The organism is Roseivirga spongicola (genome assembly GCF_034376045.1).
Taxonomy (GTDB): domain Bacteria; phylum Bacteroidota; class Bacteroidia; order Cytophagales; family Cyclobacteriaceae; genus Roseivirga; species Roseivirga spongicola.
On the sequence record NZ_CP139724.1, the window covers coordinates 326,154 to 340,846 of the forward strand.

The following is a 14,693-nucleotide window of genomic DNA, read 5'->3' on the forward strand; positions in this document are numbered from 1 at the left end:
TCGCATGATATTTTTATAGCTCAATGCTTACTTTTGTCGGGTAAACGAGAAAGAAATGGAATTGAAAAAAGTAGCATTAAACGACCTTCACGAAAGCCTTGGAGCCAAGATGGTTCCATTTGCCGGATACAACATGCCGGTGAGATATTCATCTGATATTGAAGAACATAACACCGTAAGAAATGGTGTAGGTGTTTTTGATGTTTCACACATGGGTGAGTTTGTTCTAGAAGGCCCAGATGCGCTAGATTTAATCCAAAGAGTTACCAGTAATGACGCTTCTAAGTTAGTTGATGGTCAAGCTCAGTATTCATACCTTCCTAACAAGAATGGCGGTATAGTAGACGACCTTTTGGTTTACCGTTTCAACGAAACTAAATACATGTTGGTAGTGAATGCTTCCAATATTGAAAAAGACTGGAACTGGATTAGCCAATTCAACACCAAAGGTGTGAATATGAAAAACGTTTCAGACGGCTATTCACTTTTTGCAGTACAAGGTCCAAAAGCTGTAGAAAGCTTACAAAAACTTACTAGTGTTGACCTTTCTGAGATTAAGTTCTACAACTTTGTTGTTGGACCAATGGCAGGTGTTGACCACGTTATTATCTCGGCAACGGGTTATACGGGAGCTGGTGGTTTCGAAATCTACGTTCACAATGACCATGCAGAGACTGTTTGGAAACAGATTTTTGAAGCGGGGGCTGAATTCGATATTAAACCAATTGGCCTCGGTGCAAGAGACACTTTAAGGCTTGAAATGGGTTACTGCCTTTATGGAAATGACATCACCGATGAAACGTCTCCAATTGCAGCTGGTTTAGGTTGGGTAACCAAATTCACTAAAGAATTCACCAACAGCGAAGGCATTAAGAAAGACAAAGAAGAAGGCGTTGACACCAAGTTAGTAGCCTTCAAAATGATTGACAAAGGTATTCCTAGAAGCCATTATGAGTTAATGGATGCTGAAGAAAACGTAATCGGAGAAGTAACCTCTGGTAGTCAGTCTCCAACACTTGGAGTTGGCATTGGTCTTGGTTATGTAAAGAAAGAATTTGCTAAAGCTGGAACCGAAATAATGGTTGCCGTAAGAAATAGAAGACTTAAAGCCGAAGTAGTAAAACTACCTTTCGTTAAGAAATAAAACAATAAAAGGGTGATGTGAACCCTCAAAAGAAACATCACCCTAAATTTATTTCAGGAGCTTCTACACTAAGGCTCTGAAACAAGCTCAGAATGACGCCCTCAACATTGGGCACAACTAAACAAAAGAACATTACCCTTATTTAATGAACATAGACGTTTGTTACACCCCAGAATTGATTCATCAATTTGATGTAAGCGATAAAACCGTTGTGGTGATTGATGTGCTAAGAGCTACATCTTGTATGGTAGCAGGCTTGGGTTCTGGAGTGGCTAGTATTACTCCTGTTGCCTCAGTAGAGGAATGTGAAGCATTAGGTGCTCAGGGCTATGTAATGGCAGGAGAAAGAAATGGAGAAAAACTCCCACAATTCCACTTAGGTAACTCTCCTTTCGACTATATGGAAAAGAGCCTGAAAGGGCAGAAAATAGCCACCACTACAACCAATGGAACAAGAGCCTTATACCTTTCAAAAGATGCTCCTGAGGTAATTATTGGGGCATTCCTAAACTTAAAAGCGGTAGTTAATCACCTGTCTAAATCAAAGCGAGACATCTTGCTTTTCTGCGCTGGCTGGAAAGGAAAATACAACTTAGAAGATAGCCTTTTTGCTGGAGCTGTTTTAGATGGTCTGAAAAAGCAAGCAGAGTTTGACTCTGATGCTGCCACTGCGGCTTTCTATCTTTACCAGTCGATGGGAAAAGACCCTTACTACTTCATTAGCCGAAGTAACCATGCCAAGCGTCTCTCTAAATTCGGAATACTAAAAGATATCGAGTACTGCTCTCGTTGCAATGAGTTTGATGTAGTACCGAAATTGAAGAATGGGGAGTTGGTGGTTTAAGGGTTTATCCGCATAGAAAGCTAAGTTCGCAAAGAACTTATTAATCAAGTCATTAATTCACTTTATCAATCGATTCCGTCAATGCGAGAAATGAATCCTACGCCAGTAAGGATTCATGACGTGGCAATCCGTCAGTCATGGGCTGTCTGAGCCTCAACAAAGGGATTAATCCGTCATTATCTTCTACTCCCTCTGAAGCTGTTTTTCGAGGGGAAAATTTGACCTAAGTCAAACTTATGACGCGGTCAATCAACCAGTTCTTTGCACTCTGCATCTTAACAGAGAGATTGCTTCGTTGCAAAATTCCACTACGTTCATTTTGCGCCTCTCAATGACGGATCCGGTACTGATTTCTGATTCCCGATTAACGGATAACTGCCAACCAAACTACCCAGCACCCATGGCTATTTCCTATTATTAATAGAACTATTGGACTAAAAAGCACCCTCCAAGGCATAATTAATCTAACATAATAGCCCTGCCCCTGTTAATAAGACAGTTCATATCAACATTCTTTTTCATGAAAAGTGCTAATTATACTCGGTTTATCTTGATGCTATTTTGTTCAGCTATTTCAATGTATTTGACTATGTATTTCAATACATATGAGTTCAACCATGTATATTTCAGTTGGACACGAATGTACATGACCTTCATTGGGCTTGGTGGAATGGCTATCATCATGTTCCTGTTTATGAAAAACATGTACAAGAACAGAATGAAGAACAGCCTTATAATTGTTGGCAGTGTTATGCTAATTTCTGTTTCGACATTTTTAGTAAGGCAGCAAGTTCCTATTGACGATGTCAAATGGATGAGGGCTATGATACCTCATCATTCTATTGCCATACTTACAAGCAATAATGCTGACTTAAAAGACCCTGAAGTAAAACAACTGGCTATTGAAATTATCAAGGCTCAAGAAAAAGAAATTGATCAGATGAAGAAAATGATCAATCGTCTTGAACAAAACCGCAATTAGGAATCTTTAATGCTACCGATATGCACACCTTTAAAACAGGTAGGCTGACCAACAAAAACAACTATGGCATTAACTTGCTTGTGGCTTTAAATCCACCTGTACCTCGGCCTTTTTAAGAACAGACTGAAGCCTTTGGCTTTTTTCTCTTAAGCCATACACCCATCTGTTCACAGGTTGGAAAATCTTTGGGAGGTCTGTACGGAAAACATCACAGAAAAGGACAACCCTAGTTTCATCGGTAGCATTCCATACTGCGTGCTTGTACGTATCGTCAAAAAGTACGTCTTCACCTTCTTTCCAATCGTACCTCTGACCACCATTTACAATGTAGCACTCACCTTCTTTGGGAATTATCAGCGCTAAATGATATCTGTAAACTCCTTTGTAAAAACCGTTGTGAGGTGGAATATGCTTTTGAGGCCCTAAAATAGAGAACATGGCCGTGGTAATTTCTGGCACTTGCTTTAACAGAGCGGTAGTTTTAGGCGCTTTCTCGCAATTCTTTTCTTGCCAGTTGTCATAAGCCTTAAACATGAACACTCTCCAAGGCGACTTATCACCATCATTAATAAATCTCTGAATTTTATCTACTTCGTGAAACTTAGGGATACTTTTTTCATCTCTCAGCACCTCTAATAGTTCTTCTTGAATAACCTTCCAGTTATCTTTCAGTATTTGATGTGCCTTAAAATGCTTTTCCATGTCCACCATAGGCGGATTCCTAAAAAATAGACGTAGCACTAATGAAAATGTAATAGCTATAAGGCTAGGCTCAACAAAGTAAAGAATGACATTGAGCACCAGGAATGCCAGAAGAACGATTCCTATAATTTCTAGAATTAACATGACCAGTGTTGTTGAGAATTATGAGTGCTAACAAATTATTGGGGAGGAATAGTTTCATCCTCCCCTTACAATTACTTCATAGTAATAGAGGTAGTGGCATTTGTCTTTAACTTCATTGGAATGTCCATTCCTTGAGCAGACATATTACCAGATACATCTTGGCTAACCGTTACTTTAGCAGGCAAGCCTGTTTTAGCATCGATGTCAAACACTGAAGATTGCTTCCCAGAAAGATCTGAAGAAACCGTCATCCCCATTTGCTCTTGCTCTCCCTTCATAGTTACATCTCCGGTTCCAGTAATCTGATTAGCACCTGTGTAAGCAAAGTTCACCACTGTTTCTACTGGCGCATTATTCATAACAAGTGACACCGACTTATCCCATGTGTCTTGCTTGGTTTTAGGGTAAATATTGAACTGGCTATCTAGTGTACCTTTGATAAATTCGTCTTGATAAGTTGCCGTCAGCTGATCTACCTGAGCAGCAAAAGGTGTCCCAGCAAGCTCATCTTTCATGGCTGCTCTAACTTTGTCCAAGCCCATAACTTGTAACACTTCACCTTTTTTATTCATGGTAAACTGAAACGTTTTACCCGCCATTACTTTAAAAGGCAAGTCTGTTTGAGCTTCTCCATCAGAGTTCATTTCCATAGACATCATTGGCGCACTGATAGATACCTTTCTAGAAATAGCTGTAGACTTAATAGTATAAATTCCATTGGAAACAGAGAGCACCTCGAAAAGGTCTACAGAGTTTACATCTTGTTGCGTTTCTGCACTCTGTCCCATTACGTTTTGTTCGATATTCTGAACCATATCTACAGAGACCTCAAATTTATCTCCAGCAGACAGGTTATATTCGTAAGGCTTTTGCGCAAAGGCAGCAAGCGATACAAACATTAGGCTTAGGCAAATTAGTTTTTTCATGGTTTTTCTTTTGGTTATCAAAGAAAGTAAAATTCTACTTCTTTAGCTTTTCATTATTCTTGTGTCTATCCTTATCTCGAGAAGTTTTTTTCTCCATTCGCTTTTCCCAAGCAGCTTGAAGGTCAGTTCCTGTTTGGTTGGCCAAGCAGACCAACACAAAAAGCACATCGGCTAATTCTTCGCCCAAGTCTTTAGACTTATCAGATTCCTTTTCCGACTGCTCTCCATATCTGCGTGCAATAATTCTCGCTACTTCACCAACCTCCTCGCTCAACTGAGCCATATTGGTCAATTCATTGAAGTATCGAACTCCCACTGTTTTAATCCAATGATCTACTTCTTCCTGCAGTGCGCTTATTCCTTTACTATCCATACTCATTATTTTTTGTCTTTTGTGTCGATGATGATGGTGACTGGACCATCATTTACCAAAGATACTTTCATATCAGCTCCGAATTCACCGGAACCTATCTCTTTTCCTAAATCAGTCACTAATTGCTTTTTGAAAGCCTCATAAAGCGGAATCGCGACATCTGGTCTGGCTGCTTTAATATATGAAGGTCTGTTCCCCTTCTTAGTACTCGCATGCAACGTAAATTGACTAATTACCAAAGCCTCACCATTAATATCGAGAAGACTTTTATTCATTACTCCAGCTTCATCATCAAAAATGCGCATGTTTGAAATCTTCCTACTGAGCCACTCTACATCCTCCTGATTATCGGCCTCTTCTATTCCCAGAAGAACCATCACACCAATACCAATCTCGGCTTTTATCTTGCCATCAATTTTCACTGCCGATTCCGAAACTCGCTGCACTACTGCTATCATGATTCAAAAGAAAGGGTTAGCAATCTAAATCTGAAGAGTCCATGAGAATAATTCAAAAATGCATTCAATTTTAGCTCATCAAATCAACCTAATTCCTACCCCAGCCCTTCCCGAGACATCGGGAGGGTGAGTAAAAAAGCCTTTAAACCAATGGACGGAAGTTCACTGAATTAGTTTTAGGGGTGTTTTCATCCCGAGTGAGCGAGGGATCTACCACAGCTTAATTCGTCATTCCAGAATTTTTATTCTCAACTTTCTTGAGAGAATAAAAATATCTAGAATCTCAAGCCATAGGAAATACCAGATAAAATAGTCCATTGGAAAATATATAGACGATTTTTCCGGCATGACGTGATTGTTTTGGTATTTTCACCCTATGCGGATTAAGGGCTACTGGCTTTTCGTTTTTCTCGGTCTTACGCTTGGTGCATTTTTCTTTTACCAGAAGACTCAACCTTCTTTGAGCTATGACTTCGCTCCTCAATTCGATGGTAATGACTACCGCAATATCTACGATTACTTTAAAGGCTATCGCGAAGACTACAAAGTGCCTCACCCTTTTCATCAGCGGGTTTTCGTACCATTGATAGCTTCAGTTTTTGGCTCGGACATCATCCCTTCCTTTCAATATGTCAACCTGATCTTCAGCTTACTTTCAGTAGCCGTACTCTTCCTACTCTGGAGAGATTTAGGCTTCGAGCTGAAATGGTTTTGGACAGGATTTACCTGGCTCATCTTTCACTGGACGGGCATGATTCGGCTTAACGCCTTCGACCCGATAACAGTGGATTTACCTACTTACACTTTTCAGGCACTCTTTCTTTGGCTCGTATTGAAAAGAAAGTTCATCCATTTGCTATGGCTCGCACCACTAGCCACCATTCAGAAAGAGTCATTTATTGCTTTACCCATTATACTTTTCATTTATGCTGTCTGGCACGATAGAAGAACCAAAGAAGGCTTTTATAATGTTCCTCTGATCATTGCTGCAATTGTATTGTCCGTAACTGCACAATACTTGGCCAACTTCTACTTTCCTCCTGCTGAAGAAGGAAGAGGCGCCTTTATCACTTTGGCATATCATGCAAAAGAAGCTATTCTAAACCCTTTTGAATTAGTCAGGTGGTTAGCTGCCATGTCGATGGCTTTTGGGCCTGCACTTTGGTTAGCATTTAACCATTATCGAAAAACTAATCGCTACGATAATACCCGAAACCTATTACTGATGTACTCTGGCTTGTATCTGGCCTTTGGTATTCTGGCTGGTGGCGATATGACGCGCATCATCTTCTTGGGCTTTCCTTTTATAGCAACATGGATCATCTATGAGTTGCAGGAAATCAACCGCTCAAAGCTGATCTTACTCGGACTACTTTCTCTTCCCCTCACCTTTATCTGGAAGACAATTCCCGACCCAGCCTGGCAATGGGAAGCATGGGAAAGTTGGTATCCGGAATTTATGGAATCGAAAATGGCACTCATCTTCCTCGCTTACGTTTTAATCACTTCAATTCTAATCAATAGAAATTGGCCGAATTCTAAATTGAAGAACTGACTTTGTTGAAGCTCAAGTTCATCACATCAAATAGAACTTTTCTTTCAGGCAATACATCATTTATGTAAGCACTTACATAAATGAATGAGATGAAGAAACTACTAATCCTTTTACTCTACTCCCAAGCACTCTTTGCTCAAGAAAAAGACTTCCCTCCTCCAGGTAAAATGGTGGAAATGGGTGGTTACAAGATGCACTACCTCGAAGCAGGCGAATCTAAGGATGGACCTACAGTTATATTTTTTCACGGTGCTGGCGAAATCGCTTTACATTGGAACCTTGTTCTGCCTCTTGTGGGGGAGTTTGCTCATGCTATAGCCATTGATCAGAATGGAGAAGGCTGGAGCGAACATGGTCACGGTAATTCTCTAATACAACAGGTTTATGACTCCTACCAAATGCTCAAAGAAGCTGACATTCCTGAGCCTTACATTATAGTAGGTCATTCATTGGGCGGGATATTGGCCCATCAGTTCGCTGTTCAGTACAAAAGTGAAACAGCAGGTTTAATATTTGTAGATGCTACTCATCCTGATGTAGTCTTAAAAATATTCAATCGGGAAAGTGAAACTATGGAGTGGAAACAAATGCGACTCAACGCTAAAAAAGAAATCCCCGCAGTATCCACAGACCCCGTAAATCCTGAGAGGGAAATCGCTTCCTTCAAGGCAAAACGAGACTTTGGAGATCAGTTAGAAAAGTTCAGCAAAGAGGATCAGCAAAGATTCAACTGGATTTACAATGAACGTCTATGGACCTATATTAAAGGGCAGTCTTCTACCTATGAGGCCGAAATATTTCAGGAAATGCATGAACACTACGATCAATATGATTTAGGCGATATCCCCCTGGTCGTTATCACTGGGGGTAAGAAGAAAAAACCAGAGGGTGATGAAAATTGGAGTGGCAAAGCACTAAGGCAACACTCGAGGCAGCTTCAAAAAGACTTTTTGAAATTGTCCACCAACAGCCAACAAATCATAGCTAAAAAGAGTGGACATAGTATCCATCTAGATCAACCCGAGTTAATCGCATCAGTAATCAAAAACATGCTCATGGAATTAGCCAAAGATTAGAAAGCATAATTTCATAAATTGGTGACCTGCATTAAAACTCAAGTCATGAAGCGTCTTTCCATATCATTACTATTAGCTCTATTTCTTCAAGTTTCATTGGCCCAAAATGCTAAACCCATTTTCAAGGATGGTGAGGCACAAATTGTTGAAGCTTTCAGCAATCCTGAAGAATGGATTCGTGAAGACCTTTGGGTAGAAACGGAATTCGATACTGACGGTGATGGCAAATTGGATAGGATGCACGTAGCTGTTACTCGCCCTAAACAAACTGAAACAGAAGGCCTGAAACTACCGGTAGTATTTGAAACCAGTCCATATTATGCAGGTACTGCTGGCATGGCAAAGGGGCTCTTTTGGGACGTTAAGCATGAATTAGGCGACACTCCTCCTCCAAGAACACATGTAGAAGTTCAAAGAAGAGGAGAAAGACCTATCATATCTAACTCTCAAATCAGAACTTGGGTACCAAGAGGATATATAGTAATTCACTCTTCTTCACCCGGAACAGGCCTATCTGATGGTTCTCCAACAGTTGGTGGAGATAATGAGTCTTTAGCTCCAAAAGCTGTTATTGAGTGGTTAGCGGGAAAGGACAACGGTTACAAAAACCGCGAAGGAAATGAGAAAGTAGAAGCCTATTGGTCGACTGGAAAAGTCGGCATGACAGGAACTTCATACAATGGAACGCTGCCACTAGCTGCTGCCACGACTGGAGTAGACGCTTTAAAAGCCATCATTCCAATTGCTCCTAACACCTCGTACTATCACTACTATAGATCGAATGGCTTAGTAAGAAGCCCTGGTGGATATTTAGGCGAAGATATTGATGTATTATACGACTTCATCCATAGTGGTGAGGAGTCGAAAAGACCCTACAACAACAAAACCGTAAGAGATACGGAACTAGCCAATAATTTAGACCGAATTACAGGCGATTATAATGACTTCTGGGCTGGTAGAGATTACCTGAACGAAATGAAGCCTATGAAAGCCGCACTGTTAATGTCGCATGGTTTTAACGACTGGAATGTAATGCCAGAGCATAGCTACCGCATAGCCATGCAAGCAAAGAAGATGGGCTTACCAGTTCAAATCTACTATCACCAGGCAGGCCATGGTGGACCTCCACCAATGCGCATGATGAATAGATGGTTTACCAAGTATCTTCACGGAGTAGACAATGGCGTAGAAAATGATCCGAAAGCTCAGATTGTAAGAGAATATGATAGCCAGCAAGAACCAACAGCCTATGCTGATTATCCTAACCCTGGAGCAAAGGATGTCACTTTCTATTTACAAGCAGGAGGAAATAGCACAGGAGTACTTTCTACCTCAAAAGGAAAGTCAAAAACTACCGAAACATTGATTGATGATGTAAATATTTCTGGAGCTGAACTGGCTCAAGCTACTAACTCAGAAAACAGATTGCTTTACCTAACTCCTACTTTAACCGAACCAATGCATTTGTCTGGTGTGGCCAAAGTAACAGTTAAACTTGCTAGCAGTAAGCCTGCTGCCAACCTTTCAGTTTGGTTGGTTTCTTTGCCATGGAATACGGCAGATAATGCCAAGATATACGATAACATCATCACTAGAGGCTGGGCAGATCCACAGAACTATAAGTCGATTAGCAAGAGTGAGCCTTTGGAGCCAGGTAAGTTCTACTCTGTCTCATTCGACTTACAACCTGATGATCAGATTATTCCAGCCGGCCAGCAGATTGGTTTGATGATTTTCTCTAGTGACAAGGAATTCACTCTTCACCCACAACCGGGTACTCAATTAACTATTGACCTTAACGGTACGAGTTTAACATTGCCAGTAGTTGGTGGTAGGAAGACAGTGGATGGAGCTATGAAGTAAGAATGCCTAGCCTACTTAATAATTGAGCAACGTATAAGCATTGAAAATGCACTGCTCTTGCATACTCGTTAGAAACGAGGATGAGTTGAAGCGCCTAACTTGTCCTCGTTTATAACGAGGACATTTGAAAAGGGCGATTATATCGCGCATTAAAGAACATTGACTTTCACCAACCCTTTACCTCCAGAATAGTCAATCGCGCTACTGTAAATATAATGTTCTGGGGCTTGTACTAAATAAGCTCTGACTGGGTTCATATGGATGTAATCCACTTTGCCCATGGCATCAATGTTTTGTAAGCTAATAGCATGACTTCCGTCTTTCCATAACTTATAGTTTTCTGCCCTTTTCGTTCTTCTAGCTTCCCATGAAAGCTTATCAAGCAACCAGTCCCTTCTGCTTTCTGGCAGCTCTTCGATTAGCTCTAGAATACGTTTAGAAGTATACTTTTTGAAATCTCTTAAAAATGCAGACATCCCTTGACCTCCATTCACCCTTCCAACTAGATGAACATGATTTGACATCACAACCCATGCATTTAATTCTAGATTCTTGTGCTCAATACAGTGATTAAGGGAATCAACAATTACATCTCGATATTCAGCTCTAGTGAAGACATCTACCCAATAAACCACGGTCATTGTTAAAAAATAGTAACCGTATTGGTCTTGAATATTGTATTGATCGCCTGACATAGGGTTAAGATTGTGTGTATTTCAATTTAGCATTTAAAATGCTTTGTTCAGACATCCTCGTTAGAAACGAGGATGAGTTAGGGTGTGGAGCAAGCAATGAAGTAACGAATGAGTTTATAGATCAGGGCAATAATTCCATTGATTATTAAAAACAGAAGAGTCCAAATCAACAGAAACGACCAATTCTGTATAACAAAATAGGTGTCATGAAGCTGTACGTCATTGGATTTATCTAAATCTAATGGATCAATTGAGGTAGAAAAGTAGACAGCAATGGCCATAATCAAACTCGACAACAACCAAACCTTCCAAACTCTAATTTTCATCATCAAATCAACCCATTACCGAATCATCAAATCACTTTACATCTTCTGCATAATCTCAGACTCGTAGAAATAGCAGCCTTTGTCTTCTTGACGGGCTACTTTCATCATGGCATCTACGATTTTGTCAGCATGAATGGGTTTGTACTTTTTCAGTGGACCAATAAAAGGAATGATGCGAGTGAAGACTTGTGCAAACTTCTCTCCCGGCCGTCTCTCTTCTCTAGGGCCTCTAATCAGTGAGGGCTTAAAAATGTAGATGGTTCTATAGTTCAGAAAAGAGATTTTATCTTCCAATTCGCCTTTCACCCTATTGTAAAAAAAGCGACTGTTCTTGTCTGAACCCATAGCAGAAATAAGGAAGAAACGATCGGCTCCTGCACTTAAAGCAGTTTTAGCCAGTTCATAACAATAGGTGAAATCTACTTTGTAGAAAGCCTCCTTTGAGCCTGCCTTCTTCATGGTGGTTCCCAAACAACAAAAAATATCATCTCCCTTGGGAAAATCTGTCATTTCAGAAAGCTTATCGAAATCTACCGTGAGTTCCTTGAGCTTCTCGTGTTGGATGCCTAATGGCTTGCGAACCAAAGCAATGACCTGACCATAGTTCTTACTTTGTAATAGGCTTTGAGTGAGTGACTTTCCAATCAACCCGCTTGCACCGGCAATGATTGCAGTTTTTGAATCCATACATCTAAAATAGCCAAAAATTCACTTTGGAAGCTAACCCCCTTGTCTTTGGCATACCATAAATGCATGTACTCTGAAAATTCCTTACCAGTCTTAGCTCCAGATATTTTATTCTCTAGAAACTCGCGTTGAATTGGTTCTGGCCTTGGGCCCCAATGCCCTAGAACTTCCATTTTCTCCGACAGCCCTATAATGATGGGAATAGAACGACCTCCATTAGTTAAAAACATATCCATTAGTTCTGGGTGCTCATCGCGCAAAACCAACTGCATATTGATCATAGGGTTTTCTTCTGCCAGTTTGGCCACAAAAGGCAAAATCTGAGCAGCATCTCCACACCAACCTTCTGTAATCACTAGCCAAGTCATGGGTTTGTCAACATCCATCACTCTTTCTTTCAGCTCAAGATTGATCTTACCAATTTTCTCCCATTTGCGCATCCGCTTCTGGTTCATCAAAGCATAACTGATGTAAGACTCAGATTGGTTAGCACCCGTTGTCTTTCCTTCTTCCAAAAGCCCATCTATAAGTGCTCTGTAGGTTGAATAATCGTATGTTGTTCTAAGTAATTCTGGGGAGATATTCATTTCAATTCTCAATGTATTAGCATTGAGCAAACACTACTACTAACGCGAAAGGTTCAATTCTTCCCACTCTCTGTATTTATTCAGATCGTCTTGGAAAGATTTGCCAAGCCAAGCGAGTATTGTAGCATCATCTAGAAACCCAGCAACAGGAATAAAGTCAGGCAGAGCATCAATTGGAGCGATGAAGTAAATAAGCCCTGCAACAATCATCACTAACGTTTGCCAAGGCATATCTGGGTATCGACCCGAAACAGAATTGGAGATCATTCGAACCACAAGATTCAGGTAAGCGACAATTTTACCTTTGAGGCTATCGTCATCTTCCATGTCATCCATCTTATTCTGAACCTTCACTAATAGATTCTTTAATGCCGAAGAATCGCCCACAATTTTTGTAGCCTTTTGCTTAAAACGCTCAAAAAATCTTTTCTCAGTAGAATTCGGTTCAGTTCTGCTCATATTAAAGTAATTGTCTAGCTTCTGCTTTTATAAAAAGTAACGCATCTGCTGTCGGCTCTTTGTTCTCCTTAATCATAAGATCAAAAATGGCCTCGGCCAAATCAATGGCATTATTTTTCTCATTCATCTTTTCTGCAGCGCCTTGAATTATGGCAACCACTTCATTCACTGCGGCCTTAGTTTTCTTCCAGCCTTCATCACTAATATAGACCTGCTGGGAGAGGTTATGGTTCAGCTCTTCCCTAATTTCTTTCTGCAACAAATGCTGAAATTCAAAAGCGGAGATACTCGGCTCGCTCAACCTCAACAACATATTGTTGGGCGAAACTCTCTCTAATAAAAGAGCCATTCTCTCATAGGCCTGCAATCTTAAAGGCAAAGTAGTTTCCGTATTCTTTAGCTTCACTTCAATGAGCTTCTGATCGAACTGTTTTTGAAGAAAATTCCTTACCACTAAAAACATGGCATACATTACCAATAAGGCAGGAACTAAGATTTTGATTAATTCGGTTATATAATCCATAAATGGGTGTCCGTAATGTTTGGACTGAAATTGGATTTGAAAATAGTGAGAATCTCTTTTACCTATTAATTTTACGAGAGAAATGCAGAAAAATTCTACCATTCCCGCTTTAGAGCCAGTGAAGTTGACCGAAAAGGCCATCATCGAGGTCAAGAATATCATGGAAAATAAAAGTATTCCTGAAGGATATGGCCTACGAATAGGTGTTAAAGGAGGCATGGGATGTGCCGGTTTAGGCTACATGCTAGGTTTTGACAAACCCAAAGATGGGGACATCACTTACTCGATTAATGAAATTCCTGTTCATGTAGAAAAGAGGCAAACCATGTATCTGATTGGCTTAGAGGTAGATTTTTACGAAGGTAGTGATGCCCGAGGCTTTACCTTTAACCCACCTAATAACGCAGCTCAGTAATGACCGAAAAAATCTTTGACGTAGTAATCCTCACTGACGATCGCTATGTAATCCCTGAAAACCCAGACTGGTACGTTCAGAATATTTTGAAGGAAGATGGGCTAGTAAAAGAAGCTCTTGAAGGCAAAGGGTTCAAAGTTGCACGAAAGAGCTGGAGTGATCCTGATTTCGATTGGTCAAGCACCAAAGCTGTGATTTTCCGAACTACTTGGGACTATTTCGATAGATACGAAGAATGGAAAGCTTGGCTCGAAAGAGTGAGCAAGGTCACCAAAATGATTAATCCATATGAGCTAATTCAGTGGAATATGGACAAACACTACCTGCGCGATCTACAAGAGAAAGGTATTAACATCCCTGAAACCCATTATGTTGAAATTGGAGTAGTAACTACCCTTACAGCTCTTTTTGCCCAGAAAGAATGGAATGAATGCATCTTAAAACCTTGCATTTCTGGAGCTGCCAGACATACCTACCGTATCGACCTATCTAACATTCATGAGCATGAGCCTATTTTCCAAAAGCTAATTCAGGAAGAAGCCATGATGCTTCAGCCTTTCCAGAAAAACGTGGTAGAAAAAGGCGAGATATCACTGATGGTGATGGGTGGGCAGTTCACACATGCTGTACTCAAAATTGCCAAACCTGGTGACTTTAGGGTACAAGACGATTTTGGCGGATCAGTGCATGAATATGAACCAACAGCTGAAGAAATTACTTTTGCTGAAAAAGCCGTAGCGGCCTGTGATCCTCAGCCTCATTACGCTAGAGTTGATATTATCAGAGATAACAATGATGAGCTTGCGGTTATTGAAATGGAAATGATTGAACCAGAGCTTTGGTTTAGGTTAAAGCCAAAAGCTGCAAAGGTTTTGGCAGAATCAATTCAACTTCAAACTAATTTATCTTGCTGAATTAAAATGCAACAAAGTTG

General features: G+C 40.4%; 18 protein-coding genes. 8 read left to right on the forward strand and 10 right to left on the reverse strand.

The window, feature by feature from the left end:
* Positions 1-55: 55 nt before the first annotated feature.
* The 3 genes from gcvT to T7867_RS01515 all read left to right on the forward strand — a co-directional run bounded on the left by gcvT (position 56) and on the right by T7867_RS01515 (position 2,970).
* The gene (gene gcvT / locus T7867_RS01505) at positions 56-1,144 is read left to right on the forward strand and encodes a glycine cleavage system aminomethyltransferase GcvT (RefSeq protein ID WP_068219323.1); all 1,089 of its coding nucleotides are present in this window, start codon (positions 56-58) and stop codon (positions 1,142-1,144) included.
* Between the two features lie 145 nt (positions 1,145-1,289).
* Positions 1,290-1,988 carry a 2-phosphosulfolactate phosphatase gene (locus tag T7867_RS01510; RefSeq protein ID WP_068219321.1) on the forward strand — a complete coding sequence of 233 codons (699 nt, stop codon included), beginning with the start codon at positions 1,290-1,292 and terminating at the stop codon, positions 1,986-1,988.
* 589 nt (positions 1,989-2,577) lie between these two features.
* Positions 2,578-2,970: a DUF305 domain-containing protein gene (locus T7867_RS01515; protein WP_317038752.1), complete on the forward strand. Its 393-nt coding sequence runs from the start codon at positions 2,578-2,580 to the stop codon at positions 2,968-2,970.
* Between the two features lie 69 nt (positions 2,971-3,039).
* Here T7867_RS01515 and T7867_RS01520 read toward each other — a convergent pair whose 3' ends face one another.
* From T7867_RS01520 to dtd, 4 genes are all read right to left on the reverse strand, one after another.
* Positions 3,040-3,816 carry an aspartyl/asparaginyl beta-hydroxylase domain-containing protein gene (locus T7867_RS01520; protein WP_068219316.1) on the reverse strand — a complete coding sequence of 259 codons (777 nt, stop codon included), beginning with the start codon at positions 3,814-3,816 and terminating at the stop codon, positions 3,040-3,042.
* 71 nt (positions 3,817-3,887) lie between these two features.
* A complete protein-coding gene (locus tag T7867_RS01525; RefSeq protein ID WP_068219313.1) occupies positions 3,888-4,742 on the reverse strand; it encodes a DUF6263 family protein in 855 nt (284 codons plus the stop codon).
* A 34-nt stretch (positions 4,743-4,776) separates the two neighbouring features.
* On the reverse strand, positions 4,777-5,115 hold the full coding sequence (locus T7867_RS01530) for a nucleotide pyrophosphohydrolase (protein WP_068220775.1): 339 nt from the start codon (positions 5,113-5,115) through the stop codon (positions 4,777-4,779).
* Between the two features lie 5 nt (positions 5,116-5,120).
* Entirely contained in the window at positions 5,121-5,573 is a 453-nt protein-coding gene (gene dtd, locus T7867_RS01535) for a D-aminoacyl-tRNA deacylase (protein ID WP_068219310.1), read from the reverse strand.
* A 376-nt stretch (positions 5,574-5,949) separates the two neighbouring features.
* Between dtd and T7867_RS01540 the strand changes: the two genes are divergently transcribed.
* From T7867_RS01540 to T7867_RS01550, 3 genes are all read left to right on the forward strand, one after another.
* The gene (locus T7867_RS01540; RefSeq protein WP_068219307.1) at positions 5,950-7,128 is read left to right on the forward strand and encodes a hypothetical protein; all 1,179 of its coding nucleotides are present in this window, start codon (positions 5,950-5,952) and stop codon (positions 7,126-7,128) included.
* Positions 7,129-7,217: 89 nt separating this feature from the next.
* Positions 7,218-8,204, forward strand: coding sequence for an alpha/beta hydrolase (locus T7867_RS01545; RefSeq protein ID WP_157717576.1), 987 nt, complete (start codon positions 7,218-7,220; stop codon positions 8,202-8,204).
* 45 nt (positions 8,205-8,249) lie between these two features.
* Positions 8,250-10,067, forward strand: a complete 1,818-nt coding sequence (locus T7867_RS01550; protein ID WP_322299770.1) for a Xaa-Pro dipeptidyl-peptidase — start codon at positions 8,250-8,252, stop codon at positions 10,065-10,067.
* A 149-nt stretch (positions 10,068-10,216) separates the two neighbouring features.
* On the opposite strand, the gene T7867_RS01555 is transcribed toward T7867_RS01550, so the two are convergent.
* The 6 genes from T7867_RS01555 to T7867_RS01580 form a co-directional block, all read right to left on the reverse strand.
* A complete protein-coding gene (locus tag T7867_RS01555) occupies positions 10,217-10,762 on the reverse strand; it encodes an REP-associated tyrosine transposase (protein ID WP_068219300.1) in 546 nt (181 codons plus the stop codon).
* 77 nt (positions 10,763-10,839) lie between these two features.
* A complete protein-coding gene (locus T7867_RS01560) occupies positions 10,840-11,091 on the reverse strand; it encodes a hypothetical protein (protein WP_068219298.1) in 252 nt (83 codons plus the stop codon).
* Positions 11,092-11,124: 33 nt separating this feature from the next.
* Positions 11,125-11,775, reverse strand: coding sequence for an oxidoreductase (locus T7867_RS01565; RefSeq protein WP_068219296.1), 651 nt, complete (start codon positions 11,773-11,775; stop codon positions 11,125-11,127).
* Positions 11,733-12,362 (reverse strand): thioredoxin family protein, encoded by a 630-nt coding sequence (locus tag T7867_RS01570; protein WP_157717575.1) that lies wholly within the window; start codon positions 12,360-12,362, stop codon positions 11,733-11,735. Before T7867_RS01570 ends, T7867_RS01565 begins: the two co-directional genes overlap by 43 nt.
* Before the next feature lie 39 nt (positions 12,363-12,401).
* On the reverse strand, positions 12,402-12,821 hold the full coding sequence (locus T7867_RS19645; protein ID WP_068219278.1) for a YkvA family protein: 420 nt from the start codon (positions 12,819-12,821) through the stop codon (positions 12,402-12,404).
* A gap of 1 nt (position 12,822) precedes the next feature.
* The gene (locus tag T7867_RS01580; RefSeq protein ID WP_068220772.1) at positions 12,823-13,344 is read right to left on the reverse strand and encodes a DUF7935 family protein; all 522 of its coding nucleotides are present in this window, start codon (positions 13,342-13,344) and stop codon (positions 12,823-12,825) included.
* Positions 13,345-13,426: 82 nt separating this feature from the next.
* On the opposite strand from T7867_RS01580, the gene T7867_RS01585 reads away from it, so the two are divergent.
* Both T7867_RS01585 and T7867_RS01590 read left to right on the forward strand, forming a co-directional pair.
* The gene (locus tag T7867_RS01585; RefSeq protein ID WP_068219277.1) at positions 13,427-13,759 is read left to right on the forward strand and encodes a HesB/IscA family protein; all 333 of its coding nucleotides are present in this window, start codon (positions 13,427-13,429) and stop codon (positions 13,757-13,759) included.
* Complete coding sequence (locus T7867_RS01590; RefSeq protein WP_068219275.1) at positions 13,759-14,673, forward strand: ATP-grasp domain-containing protein; 915 nt, start codon at positions 13,759-13,761, stop codon at positions 14,671-14,673. The genes T7867_RS01585 and T7867_RS01590 overlap by 1 nt, the downstream gene beginning before the upstream one ends.
* Positions 14,674-14,693 lie beyond the last annotated feature (20 nt).

What these genes read in the sequence shown, in the direction of transcription:
- T7867_RS01530 (WP_068220775.1), bottom strand. Translation starts at nt 5,115, where the DNA reads ATGGATAGTAAAGGAATAAGCGCACTGCAGGAAGAAGTAGATCATTGG.
- T7867_RS01560 (WP_068219298.1), bottom strand. Translation starts at nt 11,091, where the DNA reads ATGATGAAAATTAGAGTTTGGAAGGTTTGGTTGTTGTCGAGTTTGATT.
- T7867_RS01570 (WP_157717575.1), bottom strand. Translation starts at nt 12,362, where the DNA reads ATGAATATCTCCCCAGAATTACTTAGAACAACATACGATTATTCAACC.
- T7867_RS01580 (WP_068220772.1), bottom strand. Translation starts at nt 13,344, where the DNA reads ATGGATTATATAACCGAATTAATCAAAATCTTAGTTCCTGCCTTATTG.
- T7867_RS01510 (WP_068219321.1), top strand. Translation starts at nt 1,290, where the DNA reads ATGAACATAGACGTTTGTTACACCCCAGAATTGATTCATCAATTTGAT.
- T7867_RS01515 (WP_317038752.1), top strand. Translation starts at nt 2,578, where the DNA reads ATGTATTTCAATACATATGAGTTCAACCATGTATATTTCAGTTGGACA.
- T7867_RS19645 (WP_068219278.1), bottom strand. Translation starts at nt 12,821, where the DNA reads ATGAGCAGAACTGAACCGAATTCTACTGAGAAAAGATTTTTTGAGCGT.
- gcvT (WP_068219323.1), top strand. Translation starts at nt 56, where the DNA reads ATGGAATTGAAAAAAGTAGCATTAAACGACCTTCACGAAAGCCTTGGA.
- T7867_RS01585 (WP_068219277.1), top strand. Translation starts at nt 13,427, where the DNA reads ATGCAGAAAAATTCTACCATTCCCGCTTTAGAGCCAGTGAAGTTGACC.
- T7867_RS01545 (WP_157717576.1), top strand. Translation starts at nt 7,218, where the DNA reads ATGAAGAAACTACTAATCCTTTTACTCTACTCCCAAGCACTCTTTGCT.
- T7867_RS01520 (WP_068219316.1), bottom strand. Translation starts at nt 3,816, where the DNA reads ATGTTAATTCTAGAAATTATAGGAATCGTTCTTCTGGCATTCCTGGTG.
- dtd (WP_068219310.1), bottom strand. Translation starts at nt 5,573, where the DNA reads ATGATAGCAGTAGTGCAGCGAGTTTCGGAATCGGCAGTGAAAATTGAT.
- T7867_RS01525 (WP_068219313.1), bottom strand. Translation starts at nt 4,742, where the DNA reads ATGAAAAAACTAATTTGCCTAAGCCTAATGTTTGTATCGCTTGCTGCC.
- T7867_RS01550 (WP_322299770.1), top strand. Translation starts at nt 8,250, where the DNA reads ATGAAGCGTCTTTCCATATCATTACTATTAGCTCTATTTCTTCAAGTT.
- T7867_RS01555 (WP_068219300.1), bottom strand. Translation starts at nt 10,762, where the DNA reads ATGTCAGGCGATCAATACAATATTCAAGACCAATACGGTTACTATTTT.
- T7867_RS01540 (WP_068219307.1), top strand. Translation starts at nt 5,950, where the DNA reads ATGCGGATTAAGGGCTACTGGCTTTTCGTTTTTCTCGGTCTTACGCTT.
- T7867_RS01590 (WP_068219275.1), top strand. Translation starts at nt 13,759, where the DNA reads ATGACCGAAAAAATCTTTGACGTAGTAATCCTCACTGACGATCGCTAT.
- T7867_RS01565 (WP_068219296.1), bottom strand. Translation starts at nt 11,775, where the DNA reads ATGGATTCAAAAACTGCAATCATTGCCGGTGCAAGCGGGTTGATTGGA.